This is a genomic window from Veillonella sp. oral taxon 158, from assembly GCF_018376515.1.
In the GTDB taxonomy this organism is placed as follows: Bacteria; Bacillota; Negativicutes; order Veillonellales; family Veillonellaceae; genus Veillonella; species Veillonella rogosae.
The window spans coordinates 103,437-120,766 of the sequence record NZ_JAHABE010000006.1; the positions used below are offsets into that span (position 1 = coordinate 103,437).

Annotated in this window: 12 protein-coding genes; 9 read left to right on the forward strand and 3 right to left on the reverse strand. The window is 43.2% G+C overall.

Going from position 1 to position 17,330, the window contains the following annotated elements; all coding sequences use genetic code 11:
• Window positions 1-5: 5 nt before the first annotated feature.
• Window positions 6-1,250 (forward strand): M20 family metallo-hydrolase, encoded by a 1,245-nt coding sequence (locus KH364_RS05385; RefSeq protein WP_273298881.1) that lies wholly within the window; start codon window positions 6-8, stop codon window positions 1,248-1,250.
• 92 nt (window positions 1,251-1,342) lie between these two features.
• On the forward strand, window positions 1,343-2,596 hold the full coding sequence (gene dcuC, locus KH364_RS05390; protein ID WP_273298882.1) for a C4-dicarboxylate transporter DcuC: 1,254 nt from the start codon (window positions 1,343-1,345) through the stop codon (window positions 2,594-2,596).
• Between the two features lie 208 nt (window positions 2,597-2,804).
• Here dcuC and KH364_RS05395 read toward each other — a convergent pair whose 3' ends face one another.
• Entirely contained in the window at window positions 2,805-3,674 is an 870-nt protein-coding gene (locus tag KH364_RS05395; RefSeq protein ID WP_105097627.1) for a LysR family transcriptional regulator, read from the reverse strand.
• A gap of 190 nt (window positions 3,675-3,864) precedes the next feature.
• On the opposite strand from KH364_RS05395, the gene KH364_RS05400 reads away from it, so the two are divergent.
• Genes KH364_RS05400 through KH364_RS05410 form a run of 3 tightly spaced genes read left to right on the forward strand, consistent with a single transcriptional unit; the run spans window position 3,865 to window position 8,750 of the window.
• Window positions 3,865-6,162 carry a hydratase gene (locus KH364_RS05400; RefSeq protein WP_273298883.1) on the forward strand — a complete coding sequence of 766 codons (2,298 nt, stop codon included), beginning with the start codon at window positions 3,865-3,867 and terminating at the stop codon, window positions 6,160-6,162.
• A 24-nt stretch (window positions 6,163-6,186) separates the two neighbouring features.
• The gene (locus tag KH364_RS05405; protein ID WP_273298884.1) at window positions 6,187-7,326 is read left to right on the forward strand and encodes a PrpF domain-containing protein; all 1,140 of its coding nucleotides are present in this window, start codon (window positions 6,187-6,189) and stop codon (window positions 7,324-7,326) included.
• Window positions 7,327-7,328: 2 nt separating this feature from the next.
• A complete protein-coding gene (locus tag KH364_RS05410; protein ID WP_273298885.1) occupies window positions 7,329-8,750 on the forward strand; it encodes an anion permease in 1,422 nt (473 codons plus the stop codon).
• A 200-nt stretch (window positions 8,751-8,950) separates the two neighbouring features.
• On the opposite strand, the gene KH364_RS05415 is transcribed toward KH364_RS05410, so the two are convergent.
• Window positions 8,951-10,129, reverse strand: a complete 1,179-nt coding sequence (locus KH364_RS05415) for an MFS transporter (protein ID WP_008603175.1) — start codon at window positions 10,127-10,129, stop codon at window positions 8,951-8,953.
• Between the two features lie 12 nt (window positions 10,130-10,141).
• The gene (locus KH364_RS05420; RefSeq protein ID WP_273298886.1) at window positions 10,142-12,370 is read right to left on the reverse strand and encodes a sel1 repeat family protein; all 2,229 of its coding nucleotides are present in this window, start codon (window positions 12,368-12,370) and stop codon (window positions 10,142-10,144) included.
• A 593-nt stretch (window positions 12,371-12,963) separates the two neighbouring features.
• Here KH364_RS05420 and KH364_RS05425 point away from each other — a divergent pair.
• From KH364_RS05425 to trpC, 4 genes are all read left to right on the forward strand, one after another.
• The gene (locus KH364_RS05425; RefSeq protein WP_273298887.1) at window positions 12,964-14,433 is read left to right on the forward strand and encodes a chorismate-binding protein; all 1,470 of its coding nucleotides are present in this window, start codon (window positions 12,964-12,966) and stop codon (window positions 14,431-14,433) included.
• Window positions 14,433-14,999 (forward strand): aminodeoxychorismate/anthranilate synthase component II, encoded by a 567-nt coding sequence (locus KH364_RS05430; RefSeq protein WP_008603169.1) that lies wholly within the window; start codon window positions 14,433-14,435, stop codon window positions 14,997-14,999. Before KH364_RS05425 ends, KH364_RS05430 begins: the two co-directional genes overlap by 1 nt.
• Window positions 15,000-15,512: 513 nt before the next feature.
• Window positions 15,513-16,523 (forward strand): anthranilate phosphoribosyltransferase, encoded by a 1,011-nt coding sequence (trpD, locus tag KH364_RS05435; RefSeq protein ID WP_273298889.1) that lies wholly within the window; start codon window positions 15,513-15,515, stop codon window positions 16,521-16,523.
• Between the two features lie 3 nt (window positions 16,524-16,526).
• Window positions 16,527-17,330: indole-3-glycerol phosphate synthase TrpC (gene trpC, locus KH364_RS05440; RefSeq protein WP_273298890.1), on the forward strand; the 804-nt coding region annotated here is incomplete at its 3' end.

Consider the following 17,330-nt stretch of genomic DNA (forward strand, 5'->3'; position numbering starts at 1 on the left):
TTGTTATGATTCAACGGGATCGCTTAGTTAACGATTTTGAAGCTATGTCACAGTTTACGGCACCTGGTGAAGGTATTAATCGCCTTGCTTTCACCGATGCAGACTGGGCAGGCCGCCAATATATTATAGACCGCATGGTTGACGCAGGCTTAACTGTAGAAACAGACGGTTTTGGGAATGTCATCGGCTATAAGGTTGGTAAGAATCCTGACTTGCCTGTTGTTATGGTTGGTTCTCATACGGACAGTGTGCCGAATGGTGGCAATTATGACGGCGTAGTCGGCGTGTTATCCGCCATTGAAGTGATTCGTAGCATGAATGATGATGGTTTTGAATACGATCATACGATTGCTGTTGTGTCCTTTATGTGTGAAGAGTCCGGACGTTTTGGGGATGCTACATTAGGTAGTAAGGCGATGCGCGGTGAGTTGACAGTACAAGACTTACATCGATTAAGAGATAAACAAGGTACTTCCTTATACGAGGTTTTGAAAGGTCGCAATTTACATCCAGATGAAATTGAACAGGTGGAATACAAGCGACCTGTAAAATCTTTTACAGAAATCCACATCGAGCAAGGTAAGGTGCTAGAGCACGAACAGAAACGTATTGGTATTGTCACTGGGATTGCAGCACCAGAACGGTTTTATGTGACCATTCGTGGTAATGCTGATCATAGCGGTGCTACACCGATGAACTTGCGCCATGATGCGCTCTGTGGGGCGTCCAAAATTATCCTTGGCATCGAGGAAATCGCCGCTATGCAAGAGGAACCTCCAGTAGTAGGCACCGTCGGTATTGTAGAGGTTACACCGGGGGCAATGAACGTTATTCCTGGCGTGGTGAAACTAGGTGTAGATATCCGTAGTATCTCTGAGGTTGCCCGCAACTCGGTAGTGACATTAATTAAAGAATTTATCGATGTTACTGCAGAAAAACGTGGCTTATCTTATACGATTGAACCTGTTGCACAAGATCATCCGGTAGCGATGCATCCTGCTATGATTAGAGAAATCGAAGAGGCTGTTACATCATTAGGCGTGGAATATATGGCGCTGCCGAGCGGTGCTGGTCACGATGCCATGCACTGGGCTGATGATGTGCCAACGGGAATGATCTTTATTCCATGCCTTGGGGGTATCAGTCATAATCCGGCGGAATTCGCTGAAATGGATGATATTGTAACGGGTGTAGAAGTGCTTGATAAAGTGCTTAGAAAGCTTAGTTTGGAAGACACAAAACTTGTATAGTGTGTAGCATGGTTTTGTGAGATATTTTGTGTAAAACGGTAGAAATGATTGACTTTGTTTCTACTGTTTTTACATATAGGAGAAAATATAATATGGTTATTGCAGGTATTGTTATCGTAGTAGCGACCTTTATCGCTATTATTAAAAAGTTTGAAACGCGGCTTGTGTTATTACTGTCGGGCCTCTTGATGTGTTTTATTGGCGGTAATCTAGGGGCAGGTACGACGGCTTTTGTAAAAGAACTGACAAACCCAGGTCTTGTACCGACGATTTGTACTGTTCTTGGGTTTAGTTATGTTATGGAATACACAAAATGTACGGAGCATATGGTGTATTTCATCTCTGCTGGCCTTAAAAAGATGACTAAGATCATCATCCCTGGCGCCGTTATTATTACGTTCTTAATCAACATTGCATTGCCTACAGCGGCAGGCTGTGCGGCAGCGGTAGGTGCTCTATTAATCCCAGCGCTTATTCGCTCTGGTGTACATCCAGCAATGGCAGGTTCTGCTATTTTCTTAGGTACTTGGGGTAGTTCCTTGAGCCCAGGCCTTATGTTTAACCCTCAAGTAGCACAGCTAGCCGGTGTAGATGTAATGACAGTTATTGCAAGCTTCTCTATGCAAGCCATGATTGGCATCGTAGTAGCCGCAATCTTACTAAATATCGTAGCTATCGTTAAAAAAGAGCATACAGGGTATGTGATGAAAAATGATTCTACTGAGGACAGTAAAGAGTTTAAAGTAAATTATTTCTACGCTATTATTCCTATTATTCCGCTTGTATTGCTTGTATTAGGCAGTAAACAAGTGGCCGTAATTCCTGAGGTTTCCGTTCCTGTATCTATGCTCATTGGTACAGCGATTGGTATCGTAGCGGTTCGCCCTAATGTAACAGAAGCGGTGAAGAAGTTCTTCCGCGGTACTGGCGATGGTATGTGTGATGTAGTAGGTCTTATGGCTGCTGCAGCATGTTTCACAGCTGGTATGCAACTTATCGGTCTTACTAATGCTCTTATTGATGGCATGAAGAACTCTCAACAAATCGCTCAAATCGGTGCGGCCTTTGGACCATTCTTGTTGGCTGTTATCTCTGGATCTGGTAATGCAGCAGCCCTTGCCTTTAACGGTGCTGTAACACCACACGCAGCAGACTTTGGGTATGGCATTATGGAACTTGGCTCCATGGCGCAAATCGGTGCAGGTATCGGTCGTAGTATGAGTCCCGTAGCAGGCGCAGGTATTATCGTTGCAGGGATTGCAGGAATCAATCCTATGGAAATGGCAAAACGCAATGCTGTACCATGTATCATTGCTACAGTTGTGATTATGCTATTATTACTCTAATTCAAGATACGTGATTGTGTCATAGTAGAGAAATTATTTTTATAAAAGCTATAATATAAAAGAAAACCTGTCATGATTCTTGTCATGACGGGTTTTTTTGCATATACTGAGATATAAGGTATAAGTAAAATTTATGGATACTAAAGAAAAGAGCAATTTGTTTTTATTGCATTTTCATAATATATTATATGTATTAAAGGAATATATACTATACCTTTGTGTCTGCCCAGGTTTTCATAAATGAGTAAAAAGCCTGTACTGGCTTGGACTCAAGGGCGCTGTTACGGGTGTACATCCACGTATCACGAGTCATGATGTGACCATCAAGATCCTTTAAGGTTTCTTTAAATAGTTTAGGGTAATCGTTGCCACAGCTTTTGGTAAGGATGGTAAAACCAAGTCCTTGGTTGACGAGCTTCATGCAGGTATCGATGTCGTTCACTTCGATGGTGCGCATCGGTGGTTGTGAGTAGTGAGAATACCACCAATCATCTATAGTTTGCTGTAAATTCGGATCTGTTTGATAGTGAATATAGGGCAGACGAGGTAAGTCCTCAACGGCACAAGGCGTTTTGTTAAAGAAGCAGAATGGTTCGGACCAAATATGTTCTTTCGACTCTGTCCAGGTGTGAGCACCGCGGATGATGGCAGCATGTAGGCGACCTTCAAGGAAGTCATGGTATAGCTTATAGCTAAGTCCCGTATACATGATGATATCAATGTGTGGATACGCCTCTTTAAAGGTCGATAAAATATGGGGAATGTGATACTTTGCGAATACATTTGAGCATCCTAGGTTTAATGTACCACGTGGTTCACTACCCATAGCTAATAGCTCTTGGCGCACCGAAGTATAGGAATTGAGCAAATCTTCGGCGTATCGCACAAGGCGTTGACCTTGATAAGTAAACTCTACACCACGAGCTTGTCGGTTGATGATGGGACAGTTAAATTCCTTTTCTAATTTTTTTATTCGTTCACTCAATGCAGGTTGTGTCATAAATAGACGACGCGCCGCATAAGTAATATTATTTTCCTCTGCTAAGGTTTTTAAAATTGTACAATCTTTCGTGTCCATAAACTCTCCTTTACATATGTATTATTGTACTCTATCCCATAGAGTTGGTACAGATGAGAGACGCTAGATTTATACAAATTATTAAAGACTAGGTGCTAGTAAGAGGAATGGAACTTTCACCAATACACATGGTGAAAGTATAGTGTTTGTAAAGGTTTACACATGCCTGAAAGTAATAAAGGAGCAAGTCATGGTTGAGTTAATTTCAAATGGTGTATTTTTATATCACGGTACGGATATCGTTCCTGCAGATTCTAGTGCAGCCCTTGATCAGCAAGAAGTTTTTAATAAAGAGCGCGCCTATAAGGAAACGATGGCGTACCGTATTTTAATGGACCACCAACAACATGAAGGCGATCAAGATTTACGCATCAAATTTGATGCTTTAACATCTCACGATATCACCTATGTTGGTATTATTCAAACAGCTATTGCTAGTGGTCTAGATAAATTCCCAATCCCTTACATTTTGACAAACTGCCATAACAGTTTAGCCGCTGTAGGGGGCACAATTAACGAAGACGACCATGTATTTGGCTTATCTGCAGTACAACGCTTCGGCGGCGTCTATGTACCTCCTCATCTTGCAGTTATTCACCAATATATGCGTGAAACAATGGCAGGTTGCGGCAAAATGATCCTCGGCTCCGACAGCCATACTCGTTATGGTGCGCTTGGTACGATGGCGATTGGTGAAGGCGGTCCAGAGCTTGTAAAACAATTGCTCGGTCGCACCTACGATGTACAACGTCCAGAGGTTATCGCGATTTACCTCGATGGTAAACCTAAACACGGCGTAGGTCCACAAGACGTGGCTCTTGCTATTGAAAAAGCTGTATTTAAAAATGGCTTTGTAAAAAATAAAGTAATGGAATTCGTAGGCCCTGGTATTGAGCACTTATCCATGGACTTCCGTAACGGCATCGATGTAATGACTACAGAGACTACATGCCTTACAACAATCTGGAGAACAGATAGCAATACGAAAGAGTTCTTAACACTTCATGGTCGCGGTGATGCGTACAAAGAGCTTAACCCTGGCGATGTGGCTTACTATGATGGGCTTGTAAAGGTTAATCTTGATGAAGTGGAAAGCATGATTGCTATGCCATTCCACCCAAGTAATGTATATACTATTAAAGAAATCAACGAAGGCGGTCGCGATTTACTCGCAGAAATCGAACGCCAAGCTGTTGAACAATTAGATAACAAATCCTTGTCCTTGCAATTGCCTGAAAAACACTTCGATGGCAAATTACACTTAGATCAAGGTATCATCGTAGGTTGTTCTGGTGGTTTGTATGAAAATATTATGCAAGCCGCAAATATCGTACGCGGTAAGAGTGTAGGCTCCGGGCGTTTTGCGTTCAGCGTATATCCTTCTAGCCAGCCAATTTACTTAGAACTTATGAAAAATGGTGCTCTCGTAGACCTTATGAGCGCTGGTGCTATTGTGCGTACAGCCTTCTGTGGTCCTTGCTTCGGCGCAGGCGATACACCTAATAATACGGGCCTCAGTGGTCGTCATGCGACACGTAACTTCCCGAATCGTGAAGGTTCTAAACCAGGGAATGGTCAGATTTCTTCCGTTGCACTTCTTGACTCCCGTTCCGTAGCAGCTACGGCTATTAACGGTGGTGCATTGACGGCGGCTACTGATATCGAATATGATGATGTGGTGCCAGCTTACCACTATGATGATAAACCTTATGAAAGCAAGGTATATAGTGGCTTTAACGAACCTAATAAAGATACTGAACTCGTGTATGGCCCATCCATTAAGCCATGGCCTTCTATCGAAGAATTGACACCAAATGTATTGCTCAAAGTAGCGGCTTATATCGACGATCCTGTAACAACTACAGATGAGTTGATTCCTTCTGGCGAAACATCTTCATACCGCTCTGACCCATATGCATTGTCTGAATTTGCCTTGAGCCGTAAAGTTCCTGAATATGTAGGCCGTGCTAAAACTGTTCGCGATTGGGAAAAATCTCGTCAAGAAGGTGAAAGCGCAGCAGAGTTAGTCACTGCCTATGAAGAAGTAAAACAAGCGCTTGGCCTTACAGAATCCGTAGAAGATATGGCTAAGTCTACAGCCGTTTCTAGCATGGTATATGCTAATCGCCCTGGCGATGGCTCCGCTCGTGAGCAAGCAGCATCCTGCCAACGCGTATTGGGTGGCGGTGCTAATATTGCGATTGAATATGCTACAAAACGTTATCGCAGCAATGTTATTAACTGGGGCATGCTACCGTTCCTAACTAGCGAAGAAGACTCCAAAACTATGGCAGTAGGCGATTATGTATATGTGCCAAATGTGCGTGACCAATTATTCTCTGACTCCGATGATTACAAAGCATATGTTATCAGCGGTGGCGTGAAGAAAGCAGAAATCACATTGCACTTAGGTCACCTCAGCGATGAAGAAAAAGATATTATCGCAGCAGGTTGTCTCATCAACTACTATGCAAATGGCAAAGCATAAGTGGTGAGCATAAAGGAGTAAGTTATGAACGGGTATAAAGAAATTCCTGTTACCTATATGCGCGGTGGTACTAGTAAAGGGGCGTATCTGTTAAAAGATACGCTTCCAACTGACCCAGCTGCTCGAGATCGTATGATTTTAGATTTATATGGCTCTCCCGATGCGCGTCAAATTAATGGTATTGGTGGTGCCGATCCATTGACGAGCAAGGTAGCTATCGTAAATCCTTCTGACCGCGATGATGCGGATATTGACTACACCTTTGGTTATGTCGGTATCGCTGATGCGGTGGTAGATTACGAAGGTAACTGTGGCAATATTTCTGCTGGTGCAGGGGTATTTGCTATTATGGAAGGCTTTGTAAAAGCCGTAGAACCAGAAACAGTGGTTCGTATCTTTAACACAAATACAAATAAGGTTATCGAAGCGCACGTGCCAGTCCGAGATGGCAAACCTGTTATTGACGGTGATTTTGCTATCGATGGCGTACCTGGTACAGGTGCTCGTATTACATTATATTTCTTGGAGCCTGGCGGTTCTAAGACAGGTAAGCTACTACCAACAGGCAATGTACAAGACACAATTACATTGGCTGATGGTCGCACAATCCAAGTCAGTCTCGTAGATGCAGCTAATCCAGCTGTATTTGTAAAGGCTACAGACCTTGGTTATGAAGGCACGGAATTACCGGCTTTCACAGAAACGGATGGCGGTGTATTACTCAATACACTTGAAGATATTCGCACTACTGCAGCTGTAATGATGGGACTTGCTCCATCTAAAGAGGCTGCTAGTCCTGCAGTTCCAAAGGTATGCATGGTGTCCGCACCACAAACCTACGTGGCAAGCGATGGTCGAACTATCAAGGGGAATAGTATAGACATCGTGGCTCGTACAAAGGCACTCGCTGTAATGCATAAAGCGTATGCTGTTACAGGTGGTATTTGTACAGCTACAGCAGCGCTTATTACGGGGACTGTGGCGAACGAAGTAGTGAGCGAACGTGCTAAAGAAACGAATCAAGTTACTTTAGCGCATCCATCAGGGAAATTTGATTTCGAAATATGCCTAACCAAAGATAAGGGTTGGCATGTGGAGAAGGCGGGCGTGGCTAGAACGGCGCGACCGATCATGAAAGGCATAGCTTATGTTAAAGGAGAGTAAGAATGAATAAGCTACTTAAAATTGCAATTATGTTTGCCATTCCTCTGGCAATGTGGTTCATTACACCGCCAGAAGGTTTGAGCGTTGGAGCTTGGCGACTGCTAGGTTTCTATTTAATGGCTATCGTTGGTCTTGTTGTTAAACCTTGGCCAGCACCAATTATCTTGTTATTATCTATTGCAGGTTCTGCAATTTTCTTGAATGCTACGAAAAACGTATTGTCTGGTTATGCATCTACCACAGTATGGTTAGTATTCTCTGCGTTCTCCCTCAGTGTGGCGTTCGTAAAAACAGGCCTTGGCCGTCGTATTGCGTACCTATTGATTAAATCCTTAGGTCACACTACATTGCGTCTTGGCTATGTAACTGCTTTATTAGACCTTATTATTTCTCCAGTAACACCTTCCAACACAGCACGTTGTGGCGGTATCGTGTTCCCAATCATGAACTCTGTAGCAAAAGCGTTAGGTTCTGAGCCTGGTGAAAGCGCTAAAAAAGCTGGTTCTTACCTCATGGTTAACACGTACATGGTGACTAAGGTAACAAGCTTGATGTTTGCTACAGCAATGGCACCAAACTTATTGGCTGCTGACTACATGAACAAAATCCTCGGCGTAGATATCAACTGGGGCCTTTGGGCATTAGCACTCGTAGTACCAGGTCTTGTAATGCTTCTCATTACACCTGCTTTGGTATACTACTTAGACAAACCATCTATTCAACACATCGACTCTCATGCGATTGCTGATGAAGGTTTGAAAGAACTTGGACCTATGTCTGGTCGCGAGAAATCTCTTATTGCTATCTTTATCCTTGCCTTAGTTGGCTGGGCGTTGCCTTCCATCTTGACGCAAGGCTTTGGTATTAAATTCTCCCTTGATGCAACAGCAGTAGCTATCGTAGCCATGGTAGCAGCGCTTGTTACAGGCGTAATCAAATGGGAAGATATGCTTGAATCCAAAGGTGCTTGGAACACATTGATCTGGTTCGGTGGTATCATCGGTATGTCCAGTGCGTTGTCCAAGGTTAAATTCTTTGAATGGCTAGCTGACTTTATGGGTACACACTTCAACTTCGGCGACAATCCGATGATGGCTCTTATTATCATCGGCGCTATCAGTATCGCTGTTCGTTACTTGTTCGCCTCTGGTAGTGCGTACGTTGTAGCCATGCTTCCAGTATTCCTTACTGTAGGTAAAGTAGCGGGTGTAAATCCAATGGCATTGTCCTTGTTACTAGCTGCTACAAACTCCTATGGTGGTGCGTTGACTCACTACGGTGGTGCAGCGGCTCCAATCGTATTCGGTGCAGGTTACAACACAGTTAAGAGCTGGTGGATTATCGGCGGTATCTTCGCTATCATGTGCTTCATCGTAAACCTTACAGTGGGCTACGCATGGTGGGAAATCCTCGGTATCCTATAATACCTAACTAGAGATAATAGTTATTCTATACATATAGAATGATCATCCCCTAGATAGTGAAAGTTTTTAAACTTTTACAAAACAACATAATTAAAGAGCTGTCCCGGAATCAGTACACATCTGAGTTCTGAGAACAGCTCTTTTTATTTGTTTATATAGTTTCTTTAATGCATTTGCACTATTTTCGTTGTATTACGGCGTTACTTTAGTTTTAACGCAACCCATAGGGCAGCGCCGATAAAGGTAAGGCTACATGCCCAGAAAAGGGTTGTGAAGCCAAATTGAGCGGCTACGATGGAACCACCAAAGGAGCCTAGAAAGTAACCCATAGACAAACAAGACTGATTGTACGAGAATACTTGTCCCGTATATTCCTTAGGTGTTTTTGATGCTAAATAGGTATTGAGCGCAGGTAACATACCACCTAGCCCAAAACCTTGCAAGAAACGGATAAACCCAAGTACATACACAGAGTCCACATAGGCTTGCGGTATATTGAGTAGACCTACATAGATCATCGAGTAGATGAGCACCTTTCTAGGGCCTATACGGTCTACTAATTTCCCGAGTGGAGAGCTACTAAAGAATTGGGCGATACCCATGGCAGAGAACACAGCACCAGATATGAAGGCTATATTTTCCGTATTGCTTGGTAGCATTCCTTTAATGTAAACCGTCATAATGGGGGAGATGGCGGTAACCGAAATGGCATACAGGAAGGAGGTTGCAGATAAAGCGACTAAACTAGAAAACTCAGGTAAGTGAGTTTTTAGATTTCTAAAGGTTTGCTTCTCAACAAGTGGCTTTGGAACATAGTTTTCATGTACCAGCATTGCCGTCAAGCCAAAGGAGATAAGCATAAGGGCCCCGATGATAAAGAAGTCATTTCGAATACCTACTACATCACTGAGATACCCTCCTACAAGCGGACCGGCTAGTGAGCCTGCAAGGCTAAAGGATCCTATAATCCCTAGAGCCCAACCTGTATGGTTTTGCGGTGTTTCTGACGCGATAAGTGTTACCGATGCGGGGTAAAAACCGCTTACTAACCCTTGCAATGTACGAACGAGGAACACACCTTCTGGTGTAGTCTGAAAGCCCAATAATATACTACATATAGCCATACCAAGACTAGAGCGTATGAGGGTAATCTTACGTCCCTTACGGTCTGCTAATCGGCCCCAGAAGGGAGCTGCTAAGCAGACAATGAGGAAGGTGATGCCCATGGAGGCACCGGACCATTGTGCTATCGATCCTGTATCGCTTAAGCCCATTTCATGGAAGTATAGAGGGAGAATAGGGCTTACCTGACTAATCCCGAGGGACATGAAGAATATGCAGAATGCGCAAATGTACACCGTTCGTTTCCACGTTTCCAAAGTATCCCTCCTTTAGTCTTTCTTTTTAACTTCTTCCCAATCGCTTAAGTCCGGAAGTTTATTGCTTGTTATAGATTCTTGAATCCAGTAGTTAATAGAGGTTAAGTTGCTAGATTCCCGTTTAAAGCCATATACGATGTCATCTTCTACGTCGTCTTCTATAGTGATATAGAGAGAAATGTGTAAGTTTTTACCTTTTCCGCGCTCGATGAAGTAGCTAATACCCGGATCGTCGAGGTTAGATGGGCGAACCGCAATGATATCATACTTGCCATTGGCTACGCCTTCTAAGGCATCCTTAATCATTTGATTGGAAAGTTCATATTGATTGAGGTAGAAGATATCGTTGTCGCAAGTTAATACGTATTCTCGAGGTGGCGTAGTATTTTTGTACTGTTTCTCCCAGCTTTCATCAATCACAGGTAATGTAGCATGATCATAGAATTCTTTAATTAAACCGAGACCTTGTGGAATGGACATTTCCTTAAAGTATCTTATTTCATATACCGTAGGCTCCAAGGTTTCATCGCGTTCCGTAGTATCCTCAATGTAGCCGTATAGATAAATAGTGCAAGTGTTTTTATCTTCGTTGTGGAACATAACGATACTGTACACATCGTAAATTACGTTTTCTATGGATTGGCGATTATCGTAGATGATAAAGCTGAGATATTTTTGTGTATCCCATTCTCGTTGAATGAAATTCCAGTCGTATTTATTGGTGCGCCAACCAGTAGTAGAGTCCTCAAAGATTTCTAATACATCTACGGAGTTTTGAGGCCATGCAGGGGGCATAGGATTACACGTTGTAGAAGATTGCGTTATCCCTTCTTTGTACTGATAATGTCCATCAACGAGTTCAAAGGCCTCTAATCGCTCAGAGGCTTCGTCAGGAATTACCAACGGCTCACCAGTACCTAACCAATTATCGTTTCTTGTGTTGAGACGTCTGATGCTTTCACGAGCATGCTCGTAGAACGTAACGGCTTGGTCTAAATCAGGTTCTTTTGTAATGGCACCAATTTCGTAGCAATAGCCGGCTGCCAGTTGCCATAGATGGTCCGCATAGTCATAGCTACCGTATCTATCGAAACATTTGCTAGCCTGATTGACGCACTCTATGGCGGTTCTTATAGCAGGGGTATTACCTTTTTTAAAAGTAAATACATAAGCGAGATATGGCCAAATCGCATCGAGAGTGTAAATGGCTGGTTGTTGTAATAAGTGAGCGATGCGAGACCAGTCTTGGGACTGACCATCGATATTCAATGTGCGAAGGATGATGGCCTGCATGGTAGCATAAGCGTGGTCATTAAAGTCTAAATAATCTGGGCTTATAGCAGCACGCTCGTAGTATCTGAGGGCCTTTTGAATATCCTGAGGGATTCTTTTATTAGACTCACATGGTTTTGCATAGTACTCGGCAGCTTCACGCAAACACATGCCATTATTCATGGCGGCACCGCGCTCAAAATATTCGAGCGCTCGTTCATGCTCCCCGCGAGACTTACAAATATCGCCAGCTAAATACATCATGAGTGGCAAACCTGCTGCAGCCCCTTCAAAAATGACTTGTTCTTCCATTGCACTATTATCTTGCTCTATATAGGTAATGCGTAAGTTGCGGTATGCAATAATAAGGCCTGCTTCGGCGGATTTACGCAACCATTTCTGAGCAATGGTAGTTATTTTATTTGCGAACCTACGTTGATCTGCTTGGGCAAACAAGCCTTTTAAGAAACGGACAAAGGTAGATGGTTCACCTTCATTAGCCACCTTTTGAGCCGATGGTAAGATGTGGTAATCCCCCCATTGGAATACATTGGCAATGGCGTAGGCGCAGTAAGAACAACCCTTTTGGGCGCCTTCATAGACGCGCTGGAATGCTTGGTCCTTTGTCATAGGCAACTCTTTTTCAATAGTTGGTGTAAGGGCACCAGAGGTACGCATAGCCTGTAAAATAGCGATGGCACTGCCTTTGCGAATAGCTGTATGTAAATAACTATACGCCTTTGTGTCATCTTCAGGAAAGCCTGCTTCAATCCAGGTGAACTGAGGGCCAGAATAGACGCGCGCCAAAATAGCGTACACATCGCCAATACCAGGAATCTTTTGGCCTTCCTCGTCAAGTTTCACAAGGGCATCAAGCTCAGCCTTACCCTCCCAAGCGATATCTTTATTACATTGATGGAATATTTTATTGAAAGACTGCTGTATTTGATCAGTAAAATAAAAACTCATGCTCTCTCCTCCGCATAATAATCAGTAGAAGCTGATAACATATGTAATTTCAGTATACTATTAGTGTTTAGAGGAAAACAATATAAATATTCTGAATTTGCTAAGGTGAATAGGGATACATTATTTAATCACAAGTAGTGATATTATATGGTTGATGAATCTAAGGATAAGGTGAAAGTTAAGATTTTCCTTGACTTTCATTCTATAGAAACATTATAATCAGATTATAATTTTATACTCGCCTAAAAGAAACCGATGAGGTGGAGATAAAAATAGGAAATGCACTCACAGAGAGCGGGATTAGCTGAGAACCCGTAGTACGCAGCTTATTAAATGGACCACCGAGGGCGCATGGAAAAGAATGAACTTTCATTCCTAGTATGGTGCGACGTCACACGAGCGTTAGTCGTGAGGGATATGTTAGTATCCTGCGAAAGGGGAATGCTCTGCATTCAAACAAGGTGGTACCGCGATTTATAGCATAATACAAGTATTTTCTAATACTCTTGTAAAAATAGAACTATAGACTCGTCCTTGACGTTATGTTGTCATGGGCGAGTTTTTTTATTGGCAAACGCCAGATGGAGGTTCTCATGATTTTCCCTAGTCTTGACCGTGTGAAAGCTATCGCACCGGGCTACGATATCGTGCCTGTATATATGGAAATTTTATCCGACGTACGCACACCGATTAGTGTGTTGAAAGCATTAAAACAAGTGAGCAGTCATACGTACTTGCTTGAAAGTGCAGATAATAGTAATCATTGGGGCCGTTACTCCTTCTTGGGCTACGATCCTAAGATTGAGCTCTTCTGTAAAAACCATAAAATGACTATCAAAGACGGTACAACGCGTACCTTTGAATGCTCTGACCCAGCTGCAGAAATTCGCAATATTTTGAGCCAATACAAAAGCCCTCGCTTAGAAGAATTACCAACCTTTACAGGTGGCTTTGTAGGTTACTTCGCATGTGAATATATCCGCTATATCGAGCCAACATTGGATTTCCCAACACCAGATGATGACTCTGCGATGGTAAACGATGTAGACCTTATGCTATTTGATAAGGTAATCGCCTTTGACCATTATAAAAATAAAATCTACTTAATTGCTAACATCAGCACAAACGATTTAGAACGCAATTATAATAAGGCTGAGCTCGAGTTAAAAGCATTAGCTGATCTCGTAGTAAACGGCAAAGAGGCGGAAGTTCCAAAAGGCATCCTTAAAACAGAGTTTACCTCTGAGTTTACAAAGGATGAGTTCGAAGCAGTTGTTAAAAAGACACAACACTACATCAAGGAAGGGGATATCTTCCAATGTGTTGTATCTAATCGCCGTGAAGCTGAGTTTGAAGGTAGCCTGTTAAATGCATACCGCGTATTGCGTACGTTGAATCCATCTCCATATATGTTCTACTTATCTGGTGGCGATGTAGAGCTTACAGGTGCCTCTCCAGAAACATTGGTAAAATTAACAGACGGCAAAATGTATACTTTCCCAATTGCAGGCACTATGCGTCGCGGTAAAAACGAAGCAGAGGACCTCGCTATTGAGGAAAAACTCATTAATGACGAAAAAGAGTTAGCTGAACATAACATGCTCGTTGACCTTGGCCGTAACGACTTAGGTAAAATTTCTAAATTTGGTTCCGTAAAAGTAGAGGCGTTACACATGTTGCAACGTTTCTCCCATGTTATTCATATTACATCTACTGTAAGCGGTGACATTCAAGACGGTAAAGATGCTCTCGATGCTATCGGTGCTACATTGCCAGCAGGTACTTTGTCCGGAGCCCCTAAAATTCGTGCCATCGAAATTTTACATGAACTAGAAAAAAGCCCGCGCGGTGTATACGGCGGCGCTGTAGGTTACATCGATTTCTCCGGTAACATGGACGTATGTATCGGCATACGCATGGCCATGAATAAAGGTGGTAAGGTTTATGTTCGAGCTGGCGCTGGTATCGTTCGCGATAGTGTTCCTGCTAGTGAATATAACGAAACCTTGATGAAAGGCCAATCCATGATTTCCGCAATTACAGATGCACAGGAGGTAGAATAATGGTACTCCTTATAGATAATTACGATAGCTTCTCCTTTAATTTATACCAATTAGTAGGCTCTATCGATCCAGATATTAAAGTCATCCGCAGCGATGAATTAACAGTTGAAGAAATCCGAGCTTTGAAACCAGACTATGTGATACTTTCACCAGGACCTGGCAGACCAGCTGATGCGGGCGTATACGAAGACCTATTGCGCGAATGCAAAGGTGAATTCCCAATTCTCGGCGTATGCCTTGGTCACCAAGCCATCGGTGAAGTATTCGGTGGCACCGTATCTTACGCAAAACAAGTGATGCACGGTAAACAAAGCGTAGCCAAACAAGTACACCCATCCAAAATCCTTAAAGGCGTACCAGAACAATTTGAAGTGGCACGCTACCACTCCTTGGCGATTGTAGACGAAACAATCCCAAGCGAACTCATCGTTACATCCGTTACAGACGACGGCGAAGTAATGAGCGTAGAACACAAAGACTACCCAATCTACGGCGTACAATTTCATCCGGAATCCATCATGACACCGAACGGGGAACAAATGATTCGCAATTTCTTAGAAAAATAATCACTGTTGTGTATTCGATGGGCTATTTATAAGTCCTTGAACGATAGGGCAGAAATAAGATCTCTCGGAACTCCAAGTGGACAATGCCCCACTACGTGGGGCCGCCAAGTCGTTCCTTAAGACCTTATTTCCTGCCAACTCAATCTTGGCAGTACCTATAATAGCCCCTCTACAATACATATCGTAAACTGTAGCTATATTTTCTAAAGAAATATGCGAACCATCATAAGGGAAAAGAACGGCTACGCCGTTCTATCTTCCCACCTCTTATAAAGAAATGACCTGTGCGTTACTCCATATAATGCGCAGGATCATTTGATAATAGTTTGTTTGAGGGATGTCTATTAAATTGGTATGATTTTTAGCGATAGGTGCGATTGGGTTATGTGCGAAGCCGACTTGGCGCCCCGCATAGCGGGGGGTGGCCACTTGGAGGCTGAGGGCATGACCCAATCGGTACCGACTAGGTAGATATGGTATCAATTTAATAGATATCCTCAAAAGGAGATATAAATGATTAAAGACGCATTATATGGAGTAACGCATGGTCAAGATTTATCCTACGACCTTGCTAAAGATACAATGAACAAGATTATGAGCGGTGATGTAGCTGAGGTGCCTATGGCAGGTTTCTTGTGCGCTTTGGCGGCGAAGGGCCCTACTGTAGATGAGGTTACGGCCTTTGCTGAGGTTATGCGTGAGAAAGCAGGTTCTGTGCCTCATGAAGGTACTGTTGTGGAAATCGTAGGTACTGGCGGCGATGAAGCGAATACATTCAACATTTCTACTACGTCTGGTTTTATCATTTCTGCAGCAGGTATTCCTGTAGCAAAGCATGGTAACCGCAGTGTATCTAGTAAATGTGGCGCTGCTGACTTGATTGAAGCATTGGGCGCTAAATTAGAGCTTAATGGCGAACAAAACGAAGCAGTTCTTAATAAAGCCAATATGTGCTTCATGTTTGCTCCTGTATATCACCAAGCTATGAAGTATGCAGGCCCTGTACGTAAGGCATTAGGCGTTCGTACGGTGTTCAACATCCTTGGGCCGTTGGCGAACCCAGCAGGCGCTACTGTGGAGTTGATGGGCGTGTACGATAAATCTTTAGTAGAGCCATTGGCTCGCGTATTGGCTAATCTTGGCGTTAAACGTGGTGCAGTTGTACACGGCTTCGATGGCCTTGATGAAATTACGGCTACCAACAAAACGTACGTATGCGAAATTAATAATGGTACTTTCACAAGCTACGAATTCGATCCTAAGGAATATGGTTTTGAATACGCAGATAAAACTGAGCTTGAAGGTGGTGACGCTGCGGTAAATGCTGAGATTACTCGCCGCGTTCTCGGTGGTGAACAAGGCGGTAAACGCACGGCGGTTCTTCTTAACGCAGGCATGGCCATTTATCTTGCAAAAGAGGGCCTTACATTGGCAGAGGGCATTGAAGAGGCGAAAAACATGATCGACTCTGGTAAGGCTCTTGCCACAATGGAACAGTTTGTGAAAGCAACCCAAGAGGTATAACCATTGATTTTAGATAAGATTATAGAGGCTACCAAAATTCGGGTAGCCCAAGAAAAACAGGTGGAAACGCCTGAGGCTGTAAAAGCAGCGGCGTTGGCGTTACCATCTGATACAGGATTTCCTTTTGAAGCAGCCCTTCGTCAGCAAGACTTTAACTTCATTTGTGAAGTAAAGAAGGCATCTCCATCAAAAGGCATCATAGCAGAGCACTTCCCCTATTTAGATATCGCCAAAGAATATGAAGTGGCTGGTGCTGCGGCTATCTCTGTACTGACAGAGCCAGACTTCTTTAAAGGTGATAAAAAATATTTACAAGAAATTGCAAGCACTGTCAAAATTCCTGTACTTCGTAAGGACTTCATCATCGATGAATACCAAATCTACCAAGCGAAGGTATGGGGCGCTAGTGCGATCCTCTTGATCTGTGCATGTTTAGATGTACCTACATTAACAAAATTCCGTGAGTTAGCCGATTCTCTTGGTTTATCCTCCTTAGTGGAGGCCCATGACGAGCACGAAGTACAGATGGCTATCGATTGTGGTGCCCGCATTATTGGCGTTAATAACCGCAATTTGAAAGACTTCACGGTTGATGTACAAAATAGTGTGCGCTTACGCAATCTCGTTCAAGACGATGTGATTTTCGTATCTGAAAGCGGTCTTGAAACGCCAGAGGATATCCAAGTGTTGCGGGATAACAATATCGGCGTAGCCTTGATGGGTGAAACCTTCATGCGTTCTCCTAACAAGGTTGAAAAATTAGCATATCTCTATGGTCCCACATACTACACGCCAAAGATTAAGATG